Annotated in this window: 29 protein-coding genes and 1 other RNA gene; 20 read left to right on the forward strand and 10 right to left on the reverse strand. The window is 59.8% G+C overall.

Translation table 11 applies throughout. From position 1 onward, the window contains the following. Nucleotides 1–5 precede the first annotated feature (5 nt). From GO499_RS04995 to pseB, 9 genes are all read right to left on the reverse strand, one after another. Complete coding sequence (locus GO499_RS04995) at nt 6–572, reverse strand: Hint domain-containing protein (RefSeq protein WP_161861162.1); 567 nt, start codon at nt 570–572, stop codon at nt 6–8. A gap of 328 nt (nt 573–900) precedes the next feature. Continuing rightward, nucleotides 901–2295, reverse strand: coding sequence for a class II fumarate hydratase (gene fumC / locus GO499_RS05000; protein WP_161861163.1), 1395 nt, complete (start codon nt 2293–2295; stop codon nt 901–903). 65 nt (nt 2296–2360) lie between these two features. Further along, nucleotides 2361–2822 (reverse strand): SspB family protein, encoded by a 462-nt coding sequence (locus tag GO499_RS05005; RefSeq protein ID WP_161861164.1) that lies wholly within the window; start codon nt 2820–2822, stop codon nt 2361–2363. A gap of 90 nt (nt 2823–2912) precedes the next feature. Next, nucleotides 2913–3264, reverse strand: a transfer-messenger RNA (tmRNA) gene (gene ssrA, locus GO499_RS05010). Nucleotides 3265–3334: 70 nt separating this feature from the next. After that, a complete protein-coding gene (locus GO499_RS05015) occupies nt 3335–4096 on the reverse strand; it encodes an ABC transporter permease (protein WP_161861165.1) in 762 nt (253 codons plus the stop codon). Next, nucleotides 4093–5019: an ABC transporter ATP-binding protein gene (locus tag GO499_RS05020; RefSeq protein ID WP_161861166.1), complete on the reverse strand. Its 927-nt coding sequence runs from the start codon at nt 5017–5019 to the stop codon at nt 4093–4095. The genes GO499_RS05015 and GO499_RS05020 overlap by 4 nt, the downstream gene beginning before the upstream one ends. A gap of 67 nt (nt 5020–5086) precedes the next feature. Then, nucleotides 5087–6142, reverse strand: coding sequence for a pseudaminic acid synthase (pseI, locus tag GO499_RS05025; protein WP_161861167.1), 1056 nt, complete (start codon nt 6140–6142; stop codon nt 5087–5089). Nucleotides 6143–6233: 91 nt separating this feature from the next. Continuing rightward, nucleotides 6234–7379: a UDP-4-amino-4,6-dideoxy-N-acetyl-beta-L-altrosamine transaminase gene (pseC, locus tag GO499_RS05030; protein WP_161861168.1), complete on the reverse strand. Its 1146-nt coding sequence runs from the start codon at nt 7377–7379 to the stop codon at nt 6234–6236. Next, the gene (gene pseB / locus GO499_RS05035) at nt 7379–8383 is read right to left on the reverse strand and encodes a UDP-N-acetylglucosamine 4,6-dehydratase (inverting) (RefSeq protein WP_284154898.1); all 1005 of its coding nucleotides are present in this window, start codon (nt 8381–8383) and stop codon (nt 7379–7381) included. Before pseB ends, pseC begins: the two co-directional genes overlap by 1 nt. Before the next feature lie 151 nt (nt 8384–8534). Here pseB and pseF point away from each other — a divergent pair, with 151 nt between their 5' ends. After that, the gene (gene pseF, locus GO499_RS05040) at nt 8535–9230 is read left to right on the forward strand and encodes a pseudaminic acid cytidylyltransferase (RefSeq protein WP_161861169.1); all 696 of its coding nucleotides are present in this window, start codon (nt 8535–8537) and stop codon (nt 9228–9230) included. 3 nt (nt 9231–9233) lie between these two features. Here the strand turns inward: pseF and GO499_RS05045 are convergent, their stop codons facing one another. Next, entirely contained in the window at nt 9234–10457 is a 1224-nt protein-coding gene (locus GO499_RS05045) for a hypothetical protein (RefSeq protein WP_161861170.1), read from the reverse strand. Between the two features lie 664 nt (nt 10458–11121). Here GO499_RS05045 and GO499_RS05050 point away from each other — a divergent pair. From GO499_RS05050 to nuoG, 19 genes are all read left to right on the forward strand, one after another. Continuing rightward, on the forward strand, nt 11122–11487 hold the full coding sequence (locus tag GO499_RS05050; protein WP_161861171.1) for an NADH-quinone oxidoreductase subunit A: 366 nt from the start codon (nt 11122–11124) through the stop codon (nt 11485–11487). Next, complete coding sequence (locus GO499_RS05055) at nt 11478–12011, forward strand: NuoB/complex I 20 kDa subunit family protein (protein WP_161861172.1); 534 nt, start codon at nt 11478–11480, stop codon at nt 12009–12011. Before GO499_RS05050 ends, GO499_RS05055 begins: the two co-directional genes overlap by 10 nt. A 24-nt stretch (nt 12012–12035) precedes the next feature. Continuing rightward, on the forward strand, nt 12036–12641 hold the full coding sequence (locus GO499_RS05060) for an NADH-quinone oxidoreductase subunit C (protein ID WP_161861173.1): 606 nt from the start codon (nt 12036–12038) through the stop codon (nt 12639–12641). 5 nt (nt 12642–12646) lie between these two features. Continuing rightward, nucleotides 12647–13663, forward strand: a complete 1017-nt coding sequence (locus tag GO499_RS05065; protein ID WP_161861174.1) for a sulfotransferase — start codon at nt 12647–12649, stop codon at nt 13661–13663. After that, entirely contained in the window at nt 13663–14883 is a 1221-nt protein-coding gene (locus GO499_RS05070) for an NADH-quinone oxidoreductase subunit D (RefSeq protein ID WP_161863841.1), read from the forward strand. The genes GO499_RS05065 and GO499_RS05070 overlap by 1 nt, the downstream gene beginning before the upstream one ends. Before the next feature lie 232 nt (nt 14884–15115). Next, on the forward strand, nt 15116–15271 hold the full coding sequence (locus tag GO499_RS05075; RefSeq protein WP_161861175.1) for a hypothetical protein: 156 nt from the start codon (nt 15116–15118) through the stop codon (nt 15269–15271). After that, on the forward strand, nt 15271–15624 hold the full coding sequence (locus GO499_RS05080) for a hypothetical protein (RefSeq protein ID WP_161861176.1): 354 nt from the start codon (nt 15271–15273) through the stop codon (nt 15622–15624). Before GO499_RS05075 ends, GO499_RS05080 begins: the two co-directional genes overlap by 1 nt. Then, on the forward strand, nt 15614–16705 hold the full coding sequence (locus GO499_RS05085; RefSeq protein ID WP_161861177.1) for an NADH-quinone oxidoreductase subunit E: 1092 nt from the start codon (nt 15614–15616) through the stop codon (nt 16703–16705). Before GO499_RS05080 ends, GO499_RS05085 begins: the two co-directional genes overlap by 11 nt. 57 nt (nt 16706–16762) lie before the next feature. After that, a complete protein-coding gene (locus GO499_RS19650; RefSeq protein ID WP_284154899.1) occupies nt 16763–17545 on the forward strand; it encodes a hypothetical protein in 783 nt (260 codons plus the stop codon). Nucleotides 17546–17576: 31 nt separating this feature from the next. Next, complete coding sequence (locus GO499_RS05095) at nt 17577–17795, forward strand: DUF5337 family protein (RefSeq protein WP_161861178.1); 219 nt, start codon at nt 17577–17579, stop codon at nt 17793–17795. Continuing rightward, nucleotides 17792–18094, forward strand: coding sequence for a hypothetical protein (locus GO499_RS05100; RefSeq protein WP_161861179.1), 303 nt, complete (start codon nt 17792–17794; stop codon nt 18092–18094). Before GO499_RS05095 ends, GO499_RS05100 begins: the two co-directional genes overlap by 4 nt. Continuing rightward, a complete protein-coding gene (gene nuoF / locus GO499_RS05105) occupies nt 18081–19376 on the forward strand; it encodes an NADH-quinone oxidoreductase subunit NuoF (RefSeq protein ID WP_161861180.1) in 1296 nt (431 codons plus the stop codon). Before GO499_RS05100 ends, nuoF begins: the two co-directional genes overlap by 14 nt. 4 nt (nt 19377–19380) lie before the next feature. Further along, complete coding sequence (locus GO499_RS05110; RefSeq protein WP_161861181.1) at nt 19381–19695, forward strand: hypothetical protein; 315 nt, start codon at nt 19381–19383, stop codon at nt 19693–19695. After that, on the forward strand, nt 19692–20126 hold the full coding sequence (locus GO499_RS05115) for a hypothetical protein (protein WP_161861182.1): 435 nt from the start codon (nt 19692–19694) through the stop codon (nt 20124–20126). Before GO499_RS05110 ends, GO499_RS05115 begins: the two co-directional genes overlap by 4 nt. Next, nucleotides 20123–20515, forward strand: a complete 393-nt coding sequence (locus GO499_RS05120; RefSeq protein ID WP_161861183.1) for a hypothetical protein — start codon at nt 20123–20125, stop codon at nt 20513–20515. The genes GO499_RS05115 and GO499_RS05120 overlap by 4 nt, the downstream gene beginning before the upstream one ends. Continuing rightward, nucleotides 20515–21000: a DUF3291 domain-containing protein gene (locus GO499_RS05125; protein ID WP_161861184.1), complete on the forward strand. Its 486-nt coding sequence runs from the start codon at nt 20515–20517 to the stop codon at nt 20998–21000. The genes GO499_RS05120 and GO499_RS05125 overlap by 1 nt, the downstream gene beginning before the upstream one ends. Nucleotides 21001–21003: 3 nt before the next feature. Next, entirely contained in the window at nt 21004–21225 is a 222-nt protein-coding gene (locus GO499_RS05130; protein WP_161861185.1) for a DUF805 domain-containing protein, read from the forward strand. Next, nucleotides 21222–21425: a DUF805 domain-containing protein gene (locus GO499_RS05135; RefSeq protein ID WP_161861186.1), complete on the forward strand. Its 204-nt coding sequence runs from the start codon at nt 21222–21224 to the stop codon at nt 21423–21425. Before GO499_RS05130 ends, GO499_RS05135 begins: the two co-directional genes overlap by 4 nt. Then, entirely contained in the window at nt 21422–23437 is a 2016-nt protein-coding gene (gene nuoG / locus GO499_RS05140) for an NADH-quinone oxidoreductase subunit NuoG (RefSeq protein WP_161861187.1), read from the forward strand. The genes GO499_RS05135 and nuoG overlap by 4 nt, the downstream gene beginning before the upstream one ends. Nucleotide 23438: the final 1 nt, after the last annotated feature.

Here is a 23438-nt window from a genome sequence, read left to right on the forward strand (position 1 = left end):
TGATGTCAGATCAGCGCCCGCGTTTCCGCTGCCGACAGGGTTGGCAGCATGTGGCACTCAATGCCGCGCCGCACGGCCCGCATCCCCGCGCATTCGCACCAGCAGCCCTCGGCCTGCACCATTTCCTGAGCATCGAAGTTAAGATGGTAATAGGTGATCACAGCGACGGAGACTTCCGAGATCGTCCTTCCGTTCACCAGGTCACGCGCCGAGACCAGCACCTCACCGGCACCGAACAACGCCTGCGCATGCCAATCCTGCACCCGCAGCCATTGTGCCGGAGAAACGTAGAGATCTCGTGAATTGCCAAGGGCAGAGCCGGAGCGCAGCAATACCGGGTTTTCTTCCCGCCCTGGCACGAAGCGCGAACAGGTCAACCGCCGCAGCGGTTTCAGCCCTCTGAATGTCACGATCCTCTCGCCAACCTTCAGGTCTTCCACGGCCACCGGACCGCGTTCCGTGGCAATTTCGGTGCCCCGTGCCAGCCCGGCCTTCAGCGCCGTTTCCGTCCGAGCGTTCGGGTTGCGTGTGTCCGTGACGTCGATACCCTCGTCCAACACGATCTGATCCATGTTCTCCACCGTGCCCCTCCAGTGAAATGGTTGATCTATGAAGGGTAGCATTTCCATATGACAATAATAGTGCTGCACCTGCTAAAAGATCGTACCGCGTCGCACAAAAATCGTTTTGCGCAAAATTTGATCATTTGGTGGGGTTTGATGGAAGAGTGGGCGATTGCAGGCCAGGTAATCAAACCTGATACCTGAGAGGTAATGAAATCCACTACCTCTCTCCAGAGACGTCAATCAGGCGGCGGATATGGGCGAAACGGCGCAATCAGCCATACCGAACCCATACCAAAACCATACCAAATCCATATTCGCCCCGCAGGGCGATAGGTCAGTCCTTCGGCCCGATCATGTCCTTCGGCTGCACCACCCGGTCAAAGGTTTCGGCGTCGACAAACCCAAGTTTTATTGCCTCTTCCTTGAGCGTCGTCCGGTTCTTGTGCGCGGTCTTCGCCACCTTCGTGGCATTGTCATAGCCAATTTCCGGCGCCAGCGCCGTCACCAGCATCAGGCTTTCCCACATCAATTTCGAGATCCGATCCTCGTCCGCCTCTATGCCGACAACGCAATTGTCGGTGAAGGCCACACTCGCATCGCCCAGAAGTTGCATGGATTGCAGAACGTTATACGCCATCATCGGCTTGTACACGTTCAGTTCGAAATGCCCCTGCGAGCCGGCAAAGCCCACGGCGGCGTCGTTGCCCATCACATGAGCGCATACCTGCGTCAGCGCTTCGCACTGCGTGGGGTTCACCTTGCCCGGCATGATTGAGGAGCCCGGTTCATTTTCCGGCAACATCAACTCCCCAAGGCCGCAGCGCGGGCCGGAACCAAGCAGGCGGATATCGTTAGCGATTTTGAAAAGACTTGCTGCTACAGTCTTCAATGCACCTGACATCTCAACCAGTGCGTCATGTGCAGCCAGTGCCTCGAACTTGTTCGGTGCAGTAACGAATGGGTAACCTGTGATCCGCGCCATGTTGGCAGCGACTTTCTCGCCCCAACCTGCCTTGGTGTTCAGCCCGGTGCCCACGGCGGTTCCACCCTGCGCCAGCGGGTAGATGTTTTCCAGCGCCGCCTTGACCCGCTTGATTCCCTGTTCCACCTGGAAGGCATAGCCCCCGAACTCCTGGCCCAGCGTCAGCGGCGTCGCATCCTGCGTGTGCGTCCTGCCAATCTTGATTATATCTTTGAAAGCATTGGCTTTTTCACTCAACGCCCCATGCAGCTTTTGCAGGCCGGGCAGCACAACGTCGTGTGCCGTCGTCGCCACCGCGATATGCATCGCCGTCGGGAACGTGTCATTGGAAGACTGGCCCATGTTGCAGTGATCATTGGGATGAACCGGCGATTTGGAGCCGATCTCACCACCCAGCATCTCAATAGCCCGGTTCGCAATCACCTCGTTGGCGTTCATGTTCGATTGCGTACCTGATCCGGTCTGCCAGACCACCAGAGGGAAGTTGTCGTCGAGCTTGCCCGCCACCACTTCCGCCGCAGCCGCCTGGATCGCCTCACCGAGCTTCGGATCGAGCGTGCCCAGTTCCACGTTGGCTTCGGCACAGGCCTGCTTGATCACCCCCAGCGCCCGAACGATCGCAACCGGCTGTTTCTCCCAGCCGATCGGAAAATTCATAATGCTTCTCTGGGTTTGCGCACCCCAGTACTTGTCTGCCGGTACTTCCAGCGGGCCAAAACTGTCGGATTCGGTGCGGGTATCGGCCATGACAGGCTCCTCTGCAATTGGGTCGTGCAGAGCTATAGCGCGGCCGACGGGTGTTGCCAATTGCCTCAGTGCTTGCGGAAATGGTCGAGGCTCACGACGTCGCCGGAACCATCTGTTTCCTCTGCGTCCTCCGCCTCGTCGACATCGTTCTCTTCGTCCTCGTCATCATCATTTTCATGCGCGTCGAAACGCAATCCGAATTCGGCCGACGGGTCCACGAAGGTCTTGATCGCATCGAAGGGCACCACCAGAACTTCAGGCATGTCGGCGAAATTCAGAGTGATGGAGAACCGGTCTTGAAGCACCGTCAGGTCGGCAAACCAGTGCTGAATGACGATCGTCATCTCTTCTGGATAACGTTCCTTGAGATACGGCGCGATGTCCACACCCGGATGATGCGTATCGAAGGTGATGAAGAAGTGATGCTCGCCCGGCAGGCCGTTTTCGGCCACCGATTGCAAGACCTCCGACATGACGCCCTGCAGCGCCTTGTGCATCAACTGACCGTAGTGGAATCGGTCGCTCATTCGTATCCCCCAAGTAAGCTAGGCCCACCATAACCAAAAAATCCCGTGGCGAAAGGCCGGGATGGCACATCGTTTTCCTGATTGGGGATAAGTGCAGGCTTCTGTTGCCAGGTGCCTGCGAACCCCGCCCAAAGCTGCAAAGCCTTAGGACTTAGATTTCGACTTTTCGCACAGCTTACGCTGCGAGAGCCATCGGAGCTTTGTTGTCATTTGCAACTAGCTTAGGTGAACCGATAACGGTGGCATCCCGCCGAGTGAAAGCTAACATCTTTAGACGTCCGTCGATCCTGTTTCGGCCCCATGCACCCCCAAATGAAGGGTTTTTGGTGGAGCCGCCGGGTACCGCCCCCGGGTCCGATCCGTTTATTACATGCGCGTTTATCACCATAGTCCCTTGCGGGACATTCCATAGATAGGGGCTGCCGGGCGGTTTGAAAAGGGGAACTGTGCAAGAGCGTTGACATCTGCCCGCCCGCTTACTGTTAGTTAAACTTTTGGCTGTATTGTTCGTCTCAGCTTCGCAGTTGGTAGCCCGTTTTGAATATCCACCAGATGACGGCAAGGCAGGCCAGCAGGAACACGGTAATAAAGCCGAGACTGAATGCCAGATTGACGTCTGCCACCCCGTAGAAACTCCAGCGAAATCCGCTGATGAGGTACAGGACGGGATTGAAGTAGGTGACGGTCTGCCAGAACGGTGGCAGCATCGAGACCGAGTAGAAACTGCCGCCAAGAAACACCATTGGCGTGATCACGAGCAGGGGCACCAGTTGCAGCTGTTCGAAGTTCTTGGCCCAAATACCAATGATGAACCCGAGCAGGCTGAAGGAGATACAAGTCAGCACCAGGAAAAAGATCATGATCAGTGGATGTTCGATTCGTAGGTCCACAAACAGCGTGGCCGTGAGCAGAATGATCAGTCCAATCGCCATAGCCTTGGTTGCTGCGGCCCCGACATAGCCGATGACCACTTCGAAGAAAGAAACAGGCGCTGACAGTAACTCATAGATCGTCCCGATGAATTTCGGAAAATAGATACCGAAGGACGCATTGGAGATTGCCTGCGTCAGCAGTGACAGCATGATCAACCCCGGAACGATAAACGCGCCGTAGGAAACTCCATCAACTTCATCGATCCGGCTGCCGATTGCCGATCCGAAAACGACGAAATACAAGGATGTTGAAAGCACCGGAGAAATGACGCTCTGCGCCAACGTCCGGAAAGTCCGCGACATCTCGAACTTGTAAATCGCAGCGACCGCCTGCCAGTTCATCGGTTTTCCTTCACGAGATTGACGAAGATTTCCTCGAGCGAGCTTTGCCGGGTCTCGATATCCTTCAACCGCAGACCGGCGTTTGCCAGATCAGCCAGCAGCGCGGTAATACCTGTACGCTCACCTGTCGTCTCATAGCTGTAATGCAATTGTGTCTTCGGCTCGCCAACCGTCAGGCGGTAACCGGATAGCGACTCCGGCAGCTTCTCTACCGGCTCCTGCAATTCGATCTGCAGCTGTTTCTGCCCCAGTTTCTGCATCAGAGCCTGCTTGTCCTCGACCAGCAGGATTTCTCCGTGATTGATGACGCCGACCCGATCCGCCATCTCTTCGGCTTCCTCAATGTAATGCGTCGTCAGGATAATCGTGACGCCTTCGGCCCTCAACTGCCGCACAACTTCCCACATATCCTTGCGGAGTTCGACATCTACACCTGCAGTCGGTTCGTCGAGAAACAGAATGCGCGGTTCATGGCTCAACGCCTTGGCGATCAGCACTCTTCGCTTCATGCCGCCGGACAGCGTGCGGATCTGGTTGTCCTTTTTGTCCCAGAGGGAGAGGGACCTCAGGACCTTCTCGATCACCGCATTGTTCCGGTTCTTGCCAAACAGTCCGCGCGAAAAAGAAACGGTGTTGAATACGGTCTCGAAAGGCTCGATCGTTATTTCCTGCGGTACGAGCCCGATCAGCGCCCTTGCATTGCGAAAATCGTCCTGGCTGTCGAAACCGCCGACGGAAATTGTACCGCTGGTAGGCAGGGTGATGCCGCAAATCGTTGAAATTAGAGTGGTTTTTCCTGCTCCGTTTGGGCCGAGCAAGGCGAGAATTTCACCTTCCTTGATTTCCAGAGAGACATTCTTGAGGGCCTGAAAACCGCCCTCGTAGACCTTGGAGAGGTCTGAGACGCTAATTATTGATGCCATGGGAAACTGCCGATTTGAGTGTCGGATACATGTAGGCAGCCTCAAAAAGGTTACAAGAAGTTAAGGTTCAATCTTCCTGAATGAGGTTTCTGGCAAGCGGTGTGCCGCGGGCAATGTCTTGCCTCGCCCGACGCCCCATCACTTCCGGCAGGGCTGCCGGGGAAAGGCCAAAACCCGGACGTATGGAACGGACATTGGTACTGGTCAGCAACTCTCCGGCCTTTATATCCACAACTGCGTACAGGGACCGCCGGAAAACCACCGATCCTTTTTCTGCCGGGGCACGTTCATAGGTGACTGCACCAATGGCCGCATGTGCGTTCTTGCAGTCTTCGACCAGCGCCTTGAATTCATCTGGTTCCATCGAGAAGGCGGCGTCAGGGCCACCGTCGCTTCGCGCCAGTGTGAAATGCTTCTCCACCACGGATCCCCCGAGCGCAATGGACGTGACGGCGGCGGCACTTCCCATTGTATGGTCGGACAGGCCGGAAACGCAGCCGAAGGCGTCACCAAGATGGCGGATTGTCGCCAGGTTAGCCTGTTCGATCGGTGCTGGGTAGGAACTGATACAATGCAGCAGGATCAGTTCGGAGCATCCATTTGTGCGGGCCGTACTCACCGCCGCTTCGATCTCTGCCAGGTTGCCCATCCCGGTCGAGATGATCATCGGTCTACCCTGTTGGGCGACCTTGGCAATCAACGCAAGATCGACGATTTCGAAAGAGGCGATCTTGTAGGCAGGCGCATCGAGTCCCGCCAGCAGGTCTACGGCCGTATCGTCGAAGGGCGTAGAAAACAGGGTGACGCCAAGGTCCCGTGCCCTTAAAAACAGAGGCTCATGCCACTCGAATGGGGTCTGGGCCTCGCCGTAGAGCTCATATAGCCGTCGACCGTCCCAAAGCCCGCCTTCTATGGTGAAGCCAGGGCCATCGTGATCAATGGTGATTGTGTCGGGTGTGTAGGATTGCATCTTGATCGCGTCGGCACCGGTGGCGGCAGCCGCCTCCAGCAAACGCAGCGCCCGATCCAACTGACCGTTATGGTTGCCTGAGATTTCACAGATGATGTAAGGCGGATGGCTCGGACCAATCTTGCGCCCGTTGATTTCGACATCTCTCTTCATCCTGCGTCCCTAGTCTCTTGTGCCGCTTGTCGCACCCGTCTCCGAACGCGACTCTGCATATCCTCGATAACCCACGCAAGGGTGCAAACCTTCAGGCCCCCAGCGCGCGCCCAAGCTCTGCTACTACGCGATCCTGCAGTTCAAATGTCAGCGCCGGAAACATCGGCAGAGAGATGGCGCGGCGGTAGTATGCTTCGGCATTGGGAAAATCGCCCTCGGCGAACCCACGCGCGCGATAGAAAGGCTGAAGATGTACGGGAATGTAGTGCAGATTTACCAGTATATCGGCCGCACGCATTGCTGCGAAAACCTGGCTGTGCTGCGTTTCCGGGACGAGTACGGGATAGAGATGAAGTGCTGAACGGCTGTTGCTCTCCGGTGCTGGCTGCCGAACGGGCAGGGAGGTCAGCATCTCGTCGTATCGTCGGGCAAGCACATGGCGTCGTGCGATTATGTCCTGCAACCGGGTCATCTGACTGGCGCCGAGTGCCGCCTGCATGTCGGTCATACGGTAGTTGTAGCCGAGCATTATCTGTTGGTAATACCAGCCACCATGGCTTGGCTCCGTCATCTCCTCCGGATCACGGGTAATCCCGTGGCTTCGCAGGAGATCGAGCCTGCGGGCGAGTGCGGGGTCGTTCGTGGTAGCGGCACCGCCTTCCGCAGTAGTGATGATCTTTACAGGATGAAAACTGAAAACCGTGATATCGGCGTATCGGCCATCGCCCACGATGCTGTCTCGGTAGCTGGCACCGATAGCATGGCTGCTGTCCGACAGAATAGCGAACCCGTGCTTGTCTGCCAGAGCCCGAAGTGGCGCCATATCGCAGGGGCGCCCGCACAGATCCACCGGGATAAGCACCTTTGGTTTGCGTTTGGTCGTTTCCAGCTTCGCTTCCAGCGCCTCAACGGACATCGTCCACGTGTCTACGTTTATGTCGACGAAATCGACATCCGCGCCGCAATATAATGCGGCGTTGGCGGAAGCTACGAATGTGTTCGGAACCGTCCAGACCATGTCCCCTGGTCCGACCCCTAGCGCAAGACAGGCGATGTGCAACGCTCCGGTTGCGGAGCTGGTCGCCACCGCGTGTTCGGCACCTGTCGCGGCGCAGATGGCGGCTTCAAAGCGCGGCACGGCGGGACCTTGCGTCAGGTAATCGGAGACGAGTACCTCGCGGACGGCGGCAATGTCCTCTTCGGTAACTGTCTGCCGACCGTAGGGAATGACAGTCATTAATTTTCCGCCTGATACGCCGCCACAAGGTCGCGAAGCTCTTCAACCGTCAGGAAATCCGGGTTCGTGCCGCTGTTGTAAGCATAGCCGGGTTCGACCGCCTTGCCGCCCATCTTTGCCGAATAGTCATCCAGTGAGACGTCTCCGGCGCTTGGAAGGATCGCAAAGTACTTGCCCAGATCAACGGTGTTGTAGCTGTCGGAGGCGGTGATCATTTCCTCGTGAATCTTCTCGCCGGGCCGAATTCCGACAATGGGTTTTTCGCAGTCGGGTCCAATGGCTTCGGCCACGTCGGTTATCCGATAGGACGGAATCTTCGGAACGAAAATCTCGCCGCCCTCAGCATTTTTCAATGCCCACAGGACCATATCCACGCCTTCACGCAGGCTGATGTTGAAGCGAGTCATCGCCGTGTCGGTTATCGGCAGTCGGCCGGATGCTTTCTGGGCAAGAAAGAACGGGATCACGGAACCTCTACTGCCCATGACGTTGCCATACCGGACGACCGATATCTTCAGATCGCGGGCGCCGCGGATGTTCATCGCCGCGGTAAACAGTTTGTCGGAACAAAGTTTCGTGGCGCCGTAGAGGTTGATCGGTGCCGCCGCCTTGTCCGTCGAGAGGGCGACGATGCGTGAAACTCTGGCGTTGAACGCTGCTTCGATTACGTTGTTGGCACCGAGAACGTTGGTCTTGATGCATTCAAACGGATTGTGTTCGGCTGCCGGTACCTGCTTCAGTGCGGCTGCGTGGATTACCACATCGACGCCTTCGAACGCACGGGCGAGACGCTCCGGGTCGCGGACATCGCCGATGAAATAACGCAGGCAACGGTGTTCGGTCGGGTTGAAGACCTGCTGCATTTCGAACTGTTTGAGTTCATCGCGGGAAAATATGATCAGCCTGCGGATATCTGGCTGCGTTTCGAGTATGCGAGCCACGAAGGCGCGACCGAAGGATCCGGTGCCACCCGTGATCAAAAGGCTCTTTCCGCTCAAATCCACTGCTCGGTCTCCACGCTTCCTTGTTTCGTTCCGGAGACTTATTGAATTCACCGGCCCGCGTCCAGCGTGTCACTGTTGCATCCTGAAATTCGAATTGCGTAGTGTCCTCTCAGTTCCGACATCTAGCGTCGGGTTCAGAAACGAGGTTGCGATGAATTGGGCCGTTATCCCGGCACGTGGAGGCAGCAAGCGCGTGCCCCGCAAAAACATCAGGTCATTCTGCGGAAAACCGATGATCGCTTGGGTGATCGAAGCCCTGCACAAAGCCGGATGTTTCGCTGACATCGCCGTCTCGACCGACAGCGAGGAGATTGCCGACGTTGCCCGAAGTTATGGCGTAACGGTTCCGTTCATGCGCCCGGATGATCTTTCCGACGACATGACAGGTACAACGGACGTCATCGCCCATGCGGTTGCCTGGGCACGGGGGCAGGGCCGGGAATACGACAGTGTAACCTGTGCATATGCGACGGCGCCATTCCTTCGGCCTGAGGATGTTCTCAAAGCGCTGTCGAAATTATCGGAGGAAGGGCGGGACTTCGTCTTTCCGGTCACGGCTTTCCCCGCGCCAATTGAGCGTGCGATCCGGCTGAATGACCGTGGTGATGTATCGATGGATCGCCCCGACCATTTTGCGACACGCTCTCAGGATCTGGCTCCTGTCTACCATGATGCAGGGCAATTTTATGTTGGAAAGCCTGAGGCATGGCTCCAGAAACGAAAGCTGTTTTCTGAGGCGTCCGGAGCGCTGGTTCTTCCAGGGTGGCGGGTCCAGGACATCGACACTGAAGACGACTGGCATCGCGCGGAGCTGATGTTCAGAGCGCTCGGCTACGACGAGAACTGAGCGTCAGCGGCCCGAACGCAGGATCGGAACTTCGCGTTTTGGCAGGTCCGGGATGGTGACTTCCAACTCGTGGCTGACAGTAGATTTCGCACCGACATCAACGTCGGTATCGGCTCTCGCGCTGCCACCACCAGAAAGCGTCAGGGCTGATCCGGCCACCACGGCGTCCCCGAGAGCCGCTGAGGCTGCGGCAGCGAGGCTGTGCATGCTGGTGTCTTCGTCTGTGGCTGCGTTTGCCGCGTCGTCTGCCGGTGTTTCTGACAAGTCCAGATTGAGCGTTCCGACTGCGGTCGGGAGTTGCGGCTGCGCCGGCCGGCCCTGAGGTGCGGCGAGCGCCGGTGCCAGCTTGGCGACCGCAGTCTCGTCCGTAGGCAGGGGCAGACGTTCGGCATTCTGCTGCTTGCGATACTCATTACCGAGAATGCTGTCCGCCAGATTCGGAGCATGCGCAACGCTGCTGGGCTGCCTGCGACGAGCCGGCAAATGATCGGTCTTCGATGAGATTGTAACGGGGCCGAGAACTGTGCCGTCTCCGAGTTGTTCCGCTGCGGCCGTCACGACGGTTTCAGCCGGGCAATCCGGCTCATCAGAAGGCGTTTCCTCGTCGAGGATGCGAATACGGCCGTTGTCGAGCAGAGCATCTACCTTGGTAGCATCGATGTTTCCGACCAGAGCGGCGTTCAGATCATCCTGAGTATCGATGCCTTCGTCCGCCGGGGTAACAGATTTCGCCTCGAAACCGTTCCGGCACCGCGGATCGTCTGCAGCCACATCCGCTTCCGGAGCTTCTGCAGATGGTGTGACGACAGTTTCGGCAGTGGCAATGCGGGCGATCTGACGGCGTCGCAGATCTTCCTCCCGGGGGATACGGGCCGCCGAGAGCGGTCTTACTGTCCGTTCAGCCGGTTCGGCGGAGGTTCCGCCTGTGGAAGATGTAACACCGACCGATTTGCTACCGGGTGTTGGTCCCGAACGACGAGTGGTGAAGCCGCCCCTCTGGTCACGGTTCGTGCCGCCCAGACGAAGGCTCTGGCCCCGGTCCGATGTAGTGAGGTCTTCAACTCCGATATCATAGCCGACGCCTCTGTTGAGGCCGGAATAACCGCTTGCCGCCGTCTCGACAGGACCCTCGCCGTTCCCTTCGGAATCGCCCAATGTGCCGCCGTCACGTCCATCACTGCCTATTGCATAGGCGTCTTGTACATCCTTGCTGCCCGGATTTTCCATAGCAGCGACGACTGGTTCGCTTCGCTTTTGCGATCCAGAATTGATTAGAGCGATGACTGGAATTGAGAACAGACCTACGATCGCAGCGGCGACTACCCATTCACCAACTGCGGACCCCCTCTCATCCGCAAGAGTGAGCCGAAGCGAAACTCTGCCTTTGGATGATAACTCGAACATACTCGATACCTTTGGACCCATTCGCGCATACGTTGCGAAGACAAATTTAACTCTGATACCCACGACGATCATAGGATAGAGTGAACAAAAAGTTAATTCTGAAAGCTGGCAAAAATCACATTCCCGACAAGTTAATAAGTCTAATTATTTCAATTCGTTACGCCTAGTGACACATTGCTGCCATAAAGTCGGCAACTCACGTCTCATATTGCCCGCCGGAATCCCCGGTTACCCAAGGTAAGATGTAACTTGTGAACATGCAAATCAACCCTGGATTGTCTTGCTCCGTCAATTTGCGTGAGCCTAACTGCGTCGCTTGAATAGGGTGGCACAAATTGGTTGAGATCGTATTAAATTCGACGGACTGATCTGGAGGTGCGTCGGTTGGTCTGTTGACCTCGGCGCCGAGGCGTCCTACTCCCAATCTAGCAGAATGCTGCAGTGGCTGTCAGCCGGATCACGGTGATGCGCGGGACAGGAGAATGCCTTGGAAGAGTTGTTGAGAGAATATTTGCCGATTCTGGTTTTTCTCGGGTTGGCAATTGCGCTCGGTCTTGTGCTGATGCTGTCCGCGGTGATCGTCGCCGTCCGAAACCCGGATCCGGAAAAGGTCAGCGCATACGAATGCGGTTTCAACGCTTTCGACGACGCCCGGATGAAGTTCGATGTCCGGTTTTACCTGGTGTCGATCCTGTTCATCATTTTCGACCTTGAAGTTGCTTTCCTGTTCCCGTGGGCGGTCAGCTTCGGGGCTGTCGGCGTGTTTGGGTTCTGGTCCATGGTGGTCTTTCTCGGCGTACTGACGGTGGGGTTCATCTACGAATGGCGGAAAGGGGCCCTTGAATGGGAGTAGCAAGCTCTGTGAACACGGCGGGAGCCGACAAGGAATCCGCAACGCTGCAACTCAACAAGGAGTTGCAGGACAAGGGTTTTCTGCTGACCTCGACCGAAGATATCATCAACTGGGCGCGCACGGGCTCGCTTCACTGGATGACATTTGGACTGGCATGTTGTGCGGTGGAGATGATGCACACCTCCATGCCGCGTTACGATCTCGAACGGTTCGGAACCGCGCCGCGGGCATCGCCACGGCAATCCGACCTGATGATCGTCGCCGGAACATTGACCAATAAGATGGCACCAGCGCTGCGGAAGGTATACGATCAGATGCCCGAGCCGCGCTACGTGATCTCGATGGGGTCGTGTGCCAACGGTGGCGGCTATTACCACTACAGTTACTCTGTCGTGCGTGGCTGTGACCGCATCGTGCCCGTGGACATTTATGTTCCGGGTTGCCCGCCAACGGCGGAGGCGTTGCTCTATGGAATTCTGCAACTTCAGCGAAAGATGCGCCGTACCGGCACGATAGCCCGCTAAGTCGCCAGCTTCGAAGGAAAAATCATGACCGACTCCCTGATCGAGCTGAGCCAGTCGATCACCATCGCACAGGAAGAGGCCGTCATCGATGTCAGTGTGCTGAGGGATGAACTGACGGTCACCGTCTCCCCCTCCGCTATCGGCGAGTTTGTTACGTTCCTGAAAAACGATGCCAACTGCCAATTTACGACGCTGATTGACATCACCGCTGTGGATTTCCCTGAACGGGAGCGTCGGTTCGAGGTTGTCTACCATTTCCTGTCGATGACGCAGAACCAGCGGATCCGGCTGAAGCTGCCGGTTCGCGAGGGGGAAATCGTGCCGTCGATCTCGGAAGTGCACCCCTCTGCCAATTGGTTCGAGCGTGAAGTCTTCGATATGTACGGCATCATGTTCTCGGGCCATCCGGACCTGCGCCGTCTGCTGACGGACTACGGCTTCCGTGGTCATCCGTTGCGCAAGGATTTCCCGACGACAGGCTACGTCGAAGTCCGCTACGATGAGGCGGAAAAGCGTGTGATCTACGAACCTGTTGAACTCGTTCAGGAATATCGTCAGTTCGACTTCATGAGCCCCTGGGAAGGTGCTGAGTACATCCTGCCGGGTGACGAGCAGGCGGCGAAGGGCTGAGGCTTATGCGGGACGACGCAGATCTCGATGCGATGGACGATGCGGAGGGCCGTGAGCCTCTGGTACAGCCGGACCACCCGGACAGACATCTCTGGCGCCGTCTGATCGGTACGCCGGGACCGCACCCGGCGGCCGAAGACGCGACATATGTGTTCGGACTCGGTGCGCAGAAATCCGGTTCTACCTGGCTGTTCGACTACCTTGCCGGCCATCCGGATTGCTACGTGCCTGTGCGCAAGGAATTGCATTACTTTTCAAACCCATATCATGTCGATCTCGGCAAGCTCGAATCTCGATACCTCAACAGACTGGCGCGACGCGGCAAGGCGTTTCTGGAAGCAAAGCCGAAGGCTAAGGCGGCGCGGGGGCAGCAGATGCTGGACGATGTGCTCTGGCGGGCAATGTTCCCTGTGGGCCACGATGGTCACGCTTCCTACCTCCGCTATCTGTCGAGCGGTTATGAGGGCCAGCGATGCATCTGCGATATCACGCCGGCCTATGCCGTTGTCGAGCGGGACATGATGGCAGAAATGCACAGAATCGTTCCTCGTTCCCGGTTCGTATTTTTTATGCGTGATCCCGTAGGGAGACTTTGGTCACAGGCGCGGATGAACGGGTTCCGCCGCAAGGGTGTCAGCGAGGACAAGAAGGCTAAGGCGAGTGCCAGGTTCTTCAGGCAAGCACTTGAAGCTTTTGATATCAATAAGGAATCGCGGGACAACTACATTCGCACGCTCGGCAGTCTCGAAGCAGTGGTGCCGAAGGAAAACCGGTTCGTCTGTTTCTTCGAGAGCTTTTTTGCGCAGAAGGATGAGAGTGCCCTCGCGGCTTTTCTGGGCATCACGCCGCAACCGGCGGCCTTCGAAAAGCAGGTCAACTCCGGACGCGGCAGTGCGCCGATCCCGGAGGAGCTGGCCGTGGAGGGAGCAAGGGTGCTTGCGCCTGTCTATGAAGGAATATTCGAGCGATTTGGCGACGCTGTGCCTGACAAATGGCGCAAGACATACGAGGCTGGAAAATGATGGACGACGGTAATCTCGGCGGACTTCCGGGCGCTCCGGCGGAGCAGAAGATCCGCAATTTCAACATCAACTTCGGTCCTCAGCATCCAGCGGCGCATGGGGTGTTGCGGCTGGTTCTGGAACTGGACGGCGAAATCGTGGACCGGTGCGATCCCCATATCGGGCTGCTGCATCGCGGCACCGAAAAGTTGATGGAGAGCAGGACCTATCTGCAGAACCTGCCTTACTTCGATCGCCTGGATTACGTGGCGCCGATGAACCAGGAGCATGCCTGGTGCCTGGCTATCGAGCGTTTGACGGGCACGGAAGTGCCGCGACGGGCGCAGTTGATCCGGGTGCTGTTCTGCGAAATTGGCCGTATTCTCAACCACTTGCTGAACGTAACTACACAGGCAATGGACGTCGGTGCGTTGACGCCGCCGCTATGGGGCTTCGAGGAGCGCGAGAAGCTCATGGTGTTCTATGAGCGAGCATGTGGGGCGCGGTTGCATGCGGCATATTTCCGGCCGGGTGGGGTGCATCAGGACCTGCCGCAGGATCTGGTGGAGGATATCTTCAAGTGGACGGAGGCGTTTCCGTCTGCCCTGCAGGATATTGAGGACCTGTTGACGGAAAACCGGATATTCAAGCAGCGCAACGTCGATATCGGGGTCGTAAGCCAGGAGGAAGCGCTGGATTACGGCTTCTCCGGAGTGATGGTACGTGGGTCCGGCATGGCATGGGATCTGCGTCGGGCGCAGCCATATGAATGCTACGACGAGATGGAGTTCCGCATCCCAGTGGGCAAGAACGGAGACTGCTACGACCGTTACCTCTGCCGCGTTCAGGAGATGAAGGAAAGCCTGAAGATAATGCGGCAATGCATTGAAAAACTTGGTCAATGCAAGGGGCAGGATGTGCTGACGCGGGGCAAGATCACGCCACCGACGCGGACTAACATGAAGACGTCGATGGAGGCACTGATCCATCACTTCAAGCTGTATACGGAAGGCTTCCACGTACCGGAGGGCGAGGTCTACGCGGCTGTGGAAGCGCCCAAGGGCGAGTTCGGCGTCTATCTCGTCGCCGATGGCACCAACAAGCCTTACAAGGCCAAGTTGCGGGCGCCGGGATTTGCGCATCTGGCGGCGATGGATCACCTGTGTCGCGGACATCAGCTTGCGGATGTGTCGGCCATTCTCGGCTCGCTCGACATCGTTTTCGGCGAGGTGGATCGGTGAGGGCAGGCGCGAAAATGACGTATGGGTTTGGTATTGGTTTGGTATGGTTTCGGTATGGCAAAAGATCTGTTTTTGCCGCGAAATCCGGTTTCTCGGCCCTGATCCCTGAAGCTGCCAATTTTTTTGACCATATGGTCAGTTTTTGCGGCGCGCCGTTTCATCATGCCGACGCGAGACCAATTCCCGTGAGCATCGTTGCGCGACCGGACCTTCAGCCGCGCGGAGGCTTCAGGTGACAGTAACATTCGATTTCTGGATGCCGCTGGTGGGTGCCCTCGCGGGCGCGGCGGCGATTCTGGGGGCGCGGGGCCGGAGCAAGGTGCTGTCCGGCGCGTTGATCGGGGCCGCGGTGGCGTTTCTGGCCGGACTGGCGCGGGGGTGGCTGTGATGGTGGGAAGAGTAATCGACTCAGCCTCTGTCGCGCTGGCTGTCGCTGCCTGTTCCGAGGACGGCACGTCGACGGTTGTTGCGAAGGCGGCCTGGATGGCTGCTTTTGAGGATCTCGGCTGTGTACTGCCTGAAACGACGGCGGCAGAGCAGATCGCGGGAGGCGGCTTTTCGACGGCAAACCTTCAGCCGTATGCGAAGCAGAGCGGCGCGGCGCCGGATCGTTATCGCTGGCTTGTCGCCAAGAACTACCTGAACGACTCGCTGAAATCCGGACTCGTGGTTCGGGAGGAACGCGCGGGCGGGACGATGAATGTAAGATTGAAATCGGAGAGGTGCGAGAATGCTGCGTAGGCTTCACCCCGAACAGCCCGAAAGCTTCGCCTTTACACCCGGCAACCTCGAATGGGCGAAAGGGCAGATCGCCAAGTATCCAGAAGGCCGGCAGGCCTCTGCGGTGATCCCGCTGCTGTGGCGTGCGCAGGAGCAGGAGGGCTGGGTCAGCCGGCCGGCGATCGAGGCGATCGCGGAGATGCTGGGTATGGCCTATATCCGCGTGCTCGAAGTCGCCTCCTTTTACTTCATGTTCCAGCTTCAGCCCGTGGGCAGTGTCGCGCATATCCAGATCTGCGGCACAACTTCCTGCATGATCTGCGGGGCGGAAGACCTGATTGCCGTCTGCAAGGCGAAGATCGCGCCCAATGCACATGAATTGTCCGCCGACGGCAAGTTCAGCTGGGAAGAGGTGGAGTGCCTCGGTGCTTGTGCGAACGCGCCGATGGCACAGATCGGCAAGGATTACTACGAGGATCTGACAGAAGACAGCTTCGGCGAACTGCTGGATGCCTTCGCCGCGGGTGAAACGCCGTTGCCGGGCAGCCGCAAGGGCCGGTTCGCTTCCGAACCGCTGGGCGGGCTGACCTCGCTGACCGAATACACCGGCGGTCACGCGGCCAACGGATCGGTGGAGCGTGCGGAAGTTTACGGTGACACGATCATGCGCATCAGTGAACAGCCGAAGCCGGTGGGCAAGGTGCGCCAGCCCGAAACCCCGCCCGATACGCCCAAACCGACGCCAGACGCGCGGGACGAGCCGGTTCCGAACGAGGAACTGGAGGAAAAGGAAAGCAAGGGCCGCCCGGAGGTGGACAAGGAAGAGGACGCCAAGGACGCGGAAATCGTCGCTGTCGGCGCGAAGCCGGAGGGCCTGAGCGCCGCGCGCGAAGGCGGGCCGGACGACCTGAAGAAGATCAAAGGCGTCGGGCCGAAGCTGGAAGGGCTGCTGCATTCGCTGGGCTTTTATCATTTCGATCAGGTTGCGGCCTGGTCGGCGGACGAGGTGGCGTGGGTCGATGAACATCTTGAAGGCTTCAAGGGCAGGGTCACTCGTGATAACTGGGTAGAGCAGGCCAAGGCTCTTGCGGCCGAGGACTGACGGGAGGCCCTGTGCAGAAGGCACATGGCGCGGATCGGAACGATCGGAGAAAGCCTCATGACCAAGACGACGGATAAGGACTGGAGTTGCCCGGCGACATGCGCGGCCATCGGCTTCGTGGTGGGACTCGTTTTCATAATGCTGCTGCGGCAATTCGGGATGGGCGTTGTCGGGGGATGGTTCCTCGGCATCGTCATCGGGGTGGCCACCGGGGTGATCCTGTGGAAGTACCGCTGCGCCGATGCGCAAATCGGTGCGGCGGCGGCCCCGGAGACGGGCATCGCCCAGGGTACGACCGGCGGCAACGGCGTTGCCGTTGGCGGTGGTGCGGCGCTGGCTGCGGATGCGGCTGTGACCAAGGCACCGGGCGGAGACGCGGCACCGGCGAGTGAGCCGAAGGTGGCTTCGGAACCTGCTCCTGCGCCTGCGCCGGAAGCGCCGTCGGAACCGGAGACCGTGCAGGAAGCCGTGGCCGAGGTGATCACCAAAGAGCCGGCAGCGGTGGCGGACGAGGATTTCGACAAGGATGGCATCGTTGAGGGCACCGGCGAGGGCGCGAAGCCCGCAACGCTGGACGGCCCGCGCGAGGGGGGTGCCGACAATCTGAAGGAAATCAAGGGTGTTGGTCCGAAAATGGAAGCGATGCTGAACGGCATGGGTTTCTATCACTTCGACCAGATCGCGGCGTGGAGCCCTGACGAGGTGGCGTGGGTGAATGCCAACCTCGAAGGGTTCAAGGGCAGGGTGACGCGCGACGACTGGGTGGCACAGGCGAAGATACTGGCCTCGGGCGGCGACACGGAGTTTTCCAAGCGCGTTGAGGACGGCGGCGTTTACTGACCATTGAGGCAAGGCTGAGACAAGGAAGAGCATGAGCGGCAAGACAGAACGGACCGGCAAGGATGCACGGTTGCCCGCGGCGGTGATCGCGGTGGCGGCCTGTGTATGGCTGGCGGGCATGGCGCTCGGCCCGCGGCTGGGGTTGTCGCCGCGCTATGCGTTCCTGCTGGACCTGTCGTGCATGGCCGCGTTCGTCTGGGCGCTTGTCGCGGTACTGCGCATACGGCAGGCCGGGAGGTCGGGCGAGTGACGCGGCGGGTAGGATTCCAGGACAAAGCGACGGAGAGCAAACAGGACCCGGAGGCGCGGCGGCTGAAGGCGTTCCTGACCTTTGCGATGCTGGAGACGCCGCTGGTGATGGGTTTTGTCGGCGTGATGATCTGGTTGTTCACGGACACGCTGGACGGGCTGTTGCCGCCTTCGCCGTCAGAAGGGGCGCGGACGATGTGGCTGGTGGGTACGATTGCTGTTTTCGGGCTGTGCGTGGGCTTGCTCTACGCCAAGGTGCTGTGGCCCGTTTTGAAAGAGGCGCGAGATGCTGCAAGATAAAGACCGGATTTTCACCAACCTCTACGGGATGCATGACCGGAGCCTGAAGGGCGCGCAGGCGCGTGGCCATTGGGACAATACCGCCGGGATCATCGCCGAGGGTCGTGAGGTGATCGTCGAGAAGATGAAGGCGAGCGGTTTGCGCGGACGCGGTGGCGCGGGTTTCCCGACGGGGCTGAAGTGGAGCTTCATGCCGAAGGAAAGCGACGGGCGGCCGCATTACCTGGTGGTCAATGCCGACGAGTCCGAGCCCGGCACCTGCAAGGACCGCGAGATCATGCGCCATGATCCGCACACGCTGATCGAGGGTTGCCTGATCGCGAGTTTCGCGATGGGGGCGAATGCCTGCTACATCTATATCCGCGGCGAGTACATCCGCGAGCGCGAGGCTTTGCAGGCGGCGATCGACGAGTGTTATGACGCGGGGCTTCTGGGGGCAAATGCCGCGAAATCGGGCTGGGATTTCGACCTGTATGTCGTACATGGCGCGGGCGCGTATATTTGCGGCGAGGAGACGGCGCTGCTGGAGAGCCTGGAAGGGCGCAAGGGGATGCCACGGCTGAAGCCGCCGTTCCCGGCGAACACGGGGCTCTACGGGTGCCCGACGACGGTGAACAACGTGGAGAGCATCGCGGTGGTGCCGACGATCCTGCGGCGGGGGGCGGACTGGTTTTCCAGCTTCGGGCGACCGAACAACGTGGGCACGAAGATTTTCGCTATCTCGGGCCATGTGAACCATCCGTGTGTCGTCGAGGAAGAAATGTCGATCCCGCTGAAGGAATTGCTGGAGCGGCATTGCGGCGGCGTGCGCGGCGGTTGGGATAACCTGAAGGCGGTGATTCCCGGCGGATCGTCGGTACCGTGCCTGCCAAAGGACCTGTGCGACGACGCGATCATGGATTTTGACTGGCTGCGCGAGCAGCGCTCCGGCCTGGGTACGGCAGCGGTGATCGTGATGGACCAGAGCACGGACATCATCAAGGCGATCTGGCGACTGAGCGCGTTCTACAAGCACGAAAGCTGCGGTCAGTGCACGCCCTGCCGCGAGGGTACCGGCTGGATGATGCGGGTTATGGACCGGCTGGTGCGGGGCGAAGCGGAGGTCGAGGAAATCGACATGCTTCTGGACGTGACAAAGCAGGTGGAGGGCCACACGATCTGCGCGCTGGGCGATGCCGCGGCGTGGCCGATCCAGGGGCTGATCCGGCATTTCCGCGACGAAATCGAGGACCGCATCAAGGCGAAGCGCACCGGCCGCGTGAGCGCGGTGGCGGCGGAGTAGGCGTGTGGATTGGTACGAACTCGGCAACATCATCGGGACGCTGGCGATCAGCCTGCCGAGCCTGCTGATGGCCTGGGGAATGCATCGCATCTTCAAGCGGACCGGCCATGGCGCGTTCTGGCGGGTGCTTGCCTATGTACCGGCGACAGTTTTTTTCTGTTCGGCGCTGTTCTTCATCTCGACGACGGACGTGGGTGACGGGGAATTGGCGCTGGGCTTCGGGCTGGTCTTTTCGCTGATCCTGCAGACGGTGCTGGTGCTGGTGCTGAGTTTCAAGGGTTGGCCCACAGAGCGCATTGCGGTGGAGGTGTTCGAGTGATGCGTCTTCTTGCGGCAATAGCGCTGACCGTATCGGCCGGCTGCGCGGAAACGCTGCCGCCCTCCAAGGCGGTGGCGCCAGCCTATCTGACCGAGGCGGTAACGCATATTGGTATCGCCGATGCCTCGTCCAGACATTGCGAGGGTGTCGGGTTCGACGCGGCAGCCGAGGAAACGGCCAAGCGGCGGATCGCGCAGCGACTGGTGAGCGACGGCTACAAACCGCAGGATGTTCGCAGGTTCGCAGAAGCGATGGGCCCGGACGGGATCACCGAAACGGTCGCGCGGTATTATGCGGAGCGGGGCGTGGACGTGAGCCTCGATGCGCAGGGTGAGGCGCAGGCGGCGGAATTGCTGGCCATCTGCCGGATCGCGCGGCAGGAGGCGGCGAGCGGTGCCGGTGCGGGGCAATACCTGACGGTGAGCGGATGAGCGACGAGCGGCACTCCGTCTGGCAATGGCGTCCCGGCTCGCCCCACGGCGTGGCGGAGGAGCGGCCCGAGGTGAAGGCGCGTGCCAAGGCTTCGCCCTCCATGCGCAAGGACATCAAGCTGATCGCCGTGCTGCTGGTGGTGATGCTGGTGAGCTACGGTGTGGCGCAGTTTGCCAGCGGCGATGGCATGAGCGAGACCTACCGTCCCGTGGCATGGGGCGCCGGCGTGCTGTCGGCGATGAGCTTCGGGGCTTTGCTGCTGAAGGTGGCCGAGAAGCTGGTGGACCCGTCGATCCGCATCGGTCATGTGTTGCTGGTGAGTGCGGTGGCGCTTGGACTTTTGACTTTCGCTTACCTGAAGTGGGTCGGCGCATCGGGAGGCGTGTGATGCATCTGGCTGAATTGAATATCGGCAGGCTGGTGGCACCGACGGATGACCCGAGAGTTGCGGATTTCATGAACAACCTCGACCGGATCAACGGGCTCGGCAAGCGGATGCCGGGATTCGTGTGGATGATGGAAGGGTCGGGAGAGCCGGGGACGGGAAACACGGACGCCAAGATCGACGGCGACTCGCAATTCGTGTCCAACCTGACGGTGTGGGAGAGCGTCGAGCACCTGGAAACCTTTGTCTGGGGCACGGTCCACAAGCAGTTCTATGATCGGCGCGCCGAATGGTTCGAGCTGATGGGAGACATGCATTTCGTGATGTGGTGGGTGCCAGAGGGGCACCAGCCGACGCTGGAAGAGGGGCTTGCGAAGCTGGCCCATCTCAAGGCACACGGAGACAGCGAGGAAGCCTTCGGCTGGGCGTACCTGAAAGAGGCGCGGCTGTGGAAGGCAAAGCAGTGCGACGCGAGGGCGGCGGAGTAGATGATGAACAACATCGGACTTCCGGGATTACTGGTGGCGGCAGTCATGCTGGCCGTTCTGCTGCTGCCGTATTGGAAGCTGTGGGCGCGCGCCGGCCATTCGGGCTGGTGGTGCGTGCTGATGGCGGTCCCCGTGGTCAATATCGTCTCGCTCTGGGTGCTGGCTTTCAAGCGCTGGCCGGCGGAAGACGCCCGGTTCGGCGGTGCGGGAAGGGTCGTGCGATGACGTCGGTTCTCGGCTTTCTGGTGACGCTGCTGCTGCTGGTGCCGCCCTTCTGGAAACTCTGGTCGCGGACGGGCCACAGCGGGCTGTGGAGCCTGCTGATGCTGATCCCCCTCGTGAATATCATCATGCCGTTCTGGCTGGCCTTCAAGCGTTGGCCGTCAGAGGAAAGCGGTGTAGGAATTGTGGAGCGGTTCGAATGACAGACTTGCGCAAAATCATCATCGACGGAGCCGAGATCGAGGTTGATCCGCGGCTGACGCTTCTGCAGGCCTGCGAGCAGGCAGGCGTGGAAGTGCCACGGTTCTGCTATCACGAGCGTCTGTCGATCGCGGGCAACTGCCGGATGTGCCTTGTAGAGGTTGTTGGCGGGCCGCCGAAGCCTGCCGCCTCCTGCGCGATGCAGGTGAAGGACCTGCGGCCCGGGCCGGAAGGAGCGCCGCCGGAGATCAAGACCACGAGCCCGATGGTAAAAAAGGCGCGTGAAGGGGTGATGGAGTTCCTGCTGATCAACCACCCGCTGGATTGCCCGATCTGCGATCAGGGCGGCGAGTGCGACCTGCAGGATCAGGCGATGGCCTATGGCGTCGATTTCAGTCGCTACCGGGAGCCGAAGCGCGCGGCGATCGACCCGGATCTCGGACCGCTGGTCGGCACGTGCATGACACGCTGCATTTCCTGCACGCGCTGCGTGCGCTTCATCTCCGAGGTCGCCGGGGTGCCGGAGATGGGCCAGACGGGGCGGGGCGAGGACAGCGAGATCACTTCCTACCTCGGGCAAATGCTGACGAGCGAATTGCAGGGTAACGTGATCGATTTGTGCCCGGTGGGCGCGCTGACGTCGAAACCCTATGCCTTCACGGCGCGGCCATGGGAACTGACGAAGACCGAGAGCATCGACGTGATGGATGCGCTCGGCAGCAACATCCGGGTGGATACCAAGGGCCGCGAGGTGATGCGAATTCTGCCGCGCAACCACGACGGCATCAACGAGGAATGGCTGAGCGACAAGAGCCGGTTCATCTGGGACGGGTTGAAGCGCCAGCGGCTCGATCGACCCTACGTGCGCCGCAACGGCAAGCTGGCCGAGGCGAGCTGGGGCGAGGCTTTCGCTGCCGTGGCCGAGGCCGTGAAGGGCAAGAAGGTGGCGGCGCTTGCCGGAGACCTGGCGCCGGTGGAGGCAATGTTTGCGCTGAAGGAATTGGTGACGGGCATGGGCGGTACGGTGGAGTGCCGCACCGATGGTGCGAAGCTGCCGGCGGGCAACCGCGCCGCCTATGCCGGAACGGCGACGATCGAGGATATCGACCGCGCGGAGTACATCCAGCTTGTTGGCTGTAACCCACGGGCGGAAGCGCCGGTGCTGAACGCACGGCTGCGCAAGGCATGGCTGCGGGGAGCGAATATCGGGCTGGTGGGCGAGGCCGTGGACCTGACCTACGATTACGCGCACGTCGGCACGACCGGCGAGGATCTGGCAAAGCTGCTGGAGCACAAGTTCACCAAGGTGCTGGAGGTGCCATCGCTGGTGATCGTCGGGCAGGGCGCATTGATGGGCGCGGATGGCGCGGATGTGCTGGCCACGGCAATGAAGCTGGCGGAGGAGACAAAGGGCGGCTTGTTGATCCTTCACACGGCGGCCAGCCGGGTGGGGGCGCTGGATATCGGCTTCGCCACCGAGGGCGGTATGGACGCGGCGCTGGAGGGTGCGGAGGTCGTCTACAACCTTGGTGCCGACGAGGTGGACATCGCCGCCGGGCCGTTCGTGATCTATCAGGGCAGTCATGGCGACCGGGGCGCGCACCGTGCGGACGTGATCCTGCCGGGCGCTGCGTGGACCGAGGAATCAGGGATTTTCGTCAATACCGAAGGCCGGCCGCAGATGGCCGCGCGTGCCGGCTTCCCGCCGGGTGCGGCCAAGGAGAACTGGGCGATCCTGCGGGCGCTGAGCGCGGAACTGGGTGCGACATTGCCCTACAACTCTTTGCCGGAGTTGCGGCGGGCGCTGTTCGAGGCGGTGCCGCACATGGGCCGCCTGGAAGAAGTGCCGCAAAACGAATGGCAGGCCGAGAAAGCGGGCAAGCCGGGTAGCAAAGCATTTGTTAACCCTGTATCGGATCATTATCAGACGAACCCGATTGCCCGCGCCTCCACCGTGATGGCGGAAATGAGCAAGCTCGGCGCGATGCGTCACAGCGCCGTGGCAGCAGAATAGA

Origin of the sequence: Algicella marina, assembly GCF_009931615.1 — a bacterium.
Lineage (GTDB): Bacteria > Pseudomonadota > Alphaproteobacteria > Rhodobacterales > Rhodobacteraceae > Algicella > Algicella marina.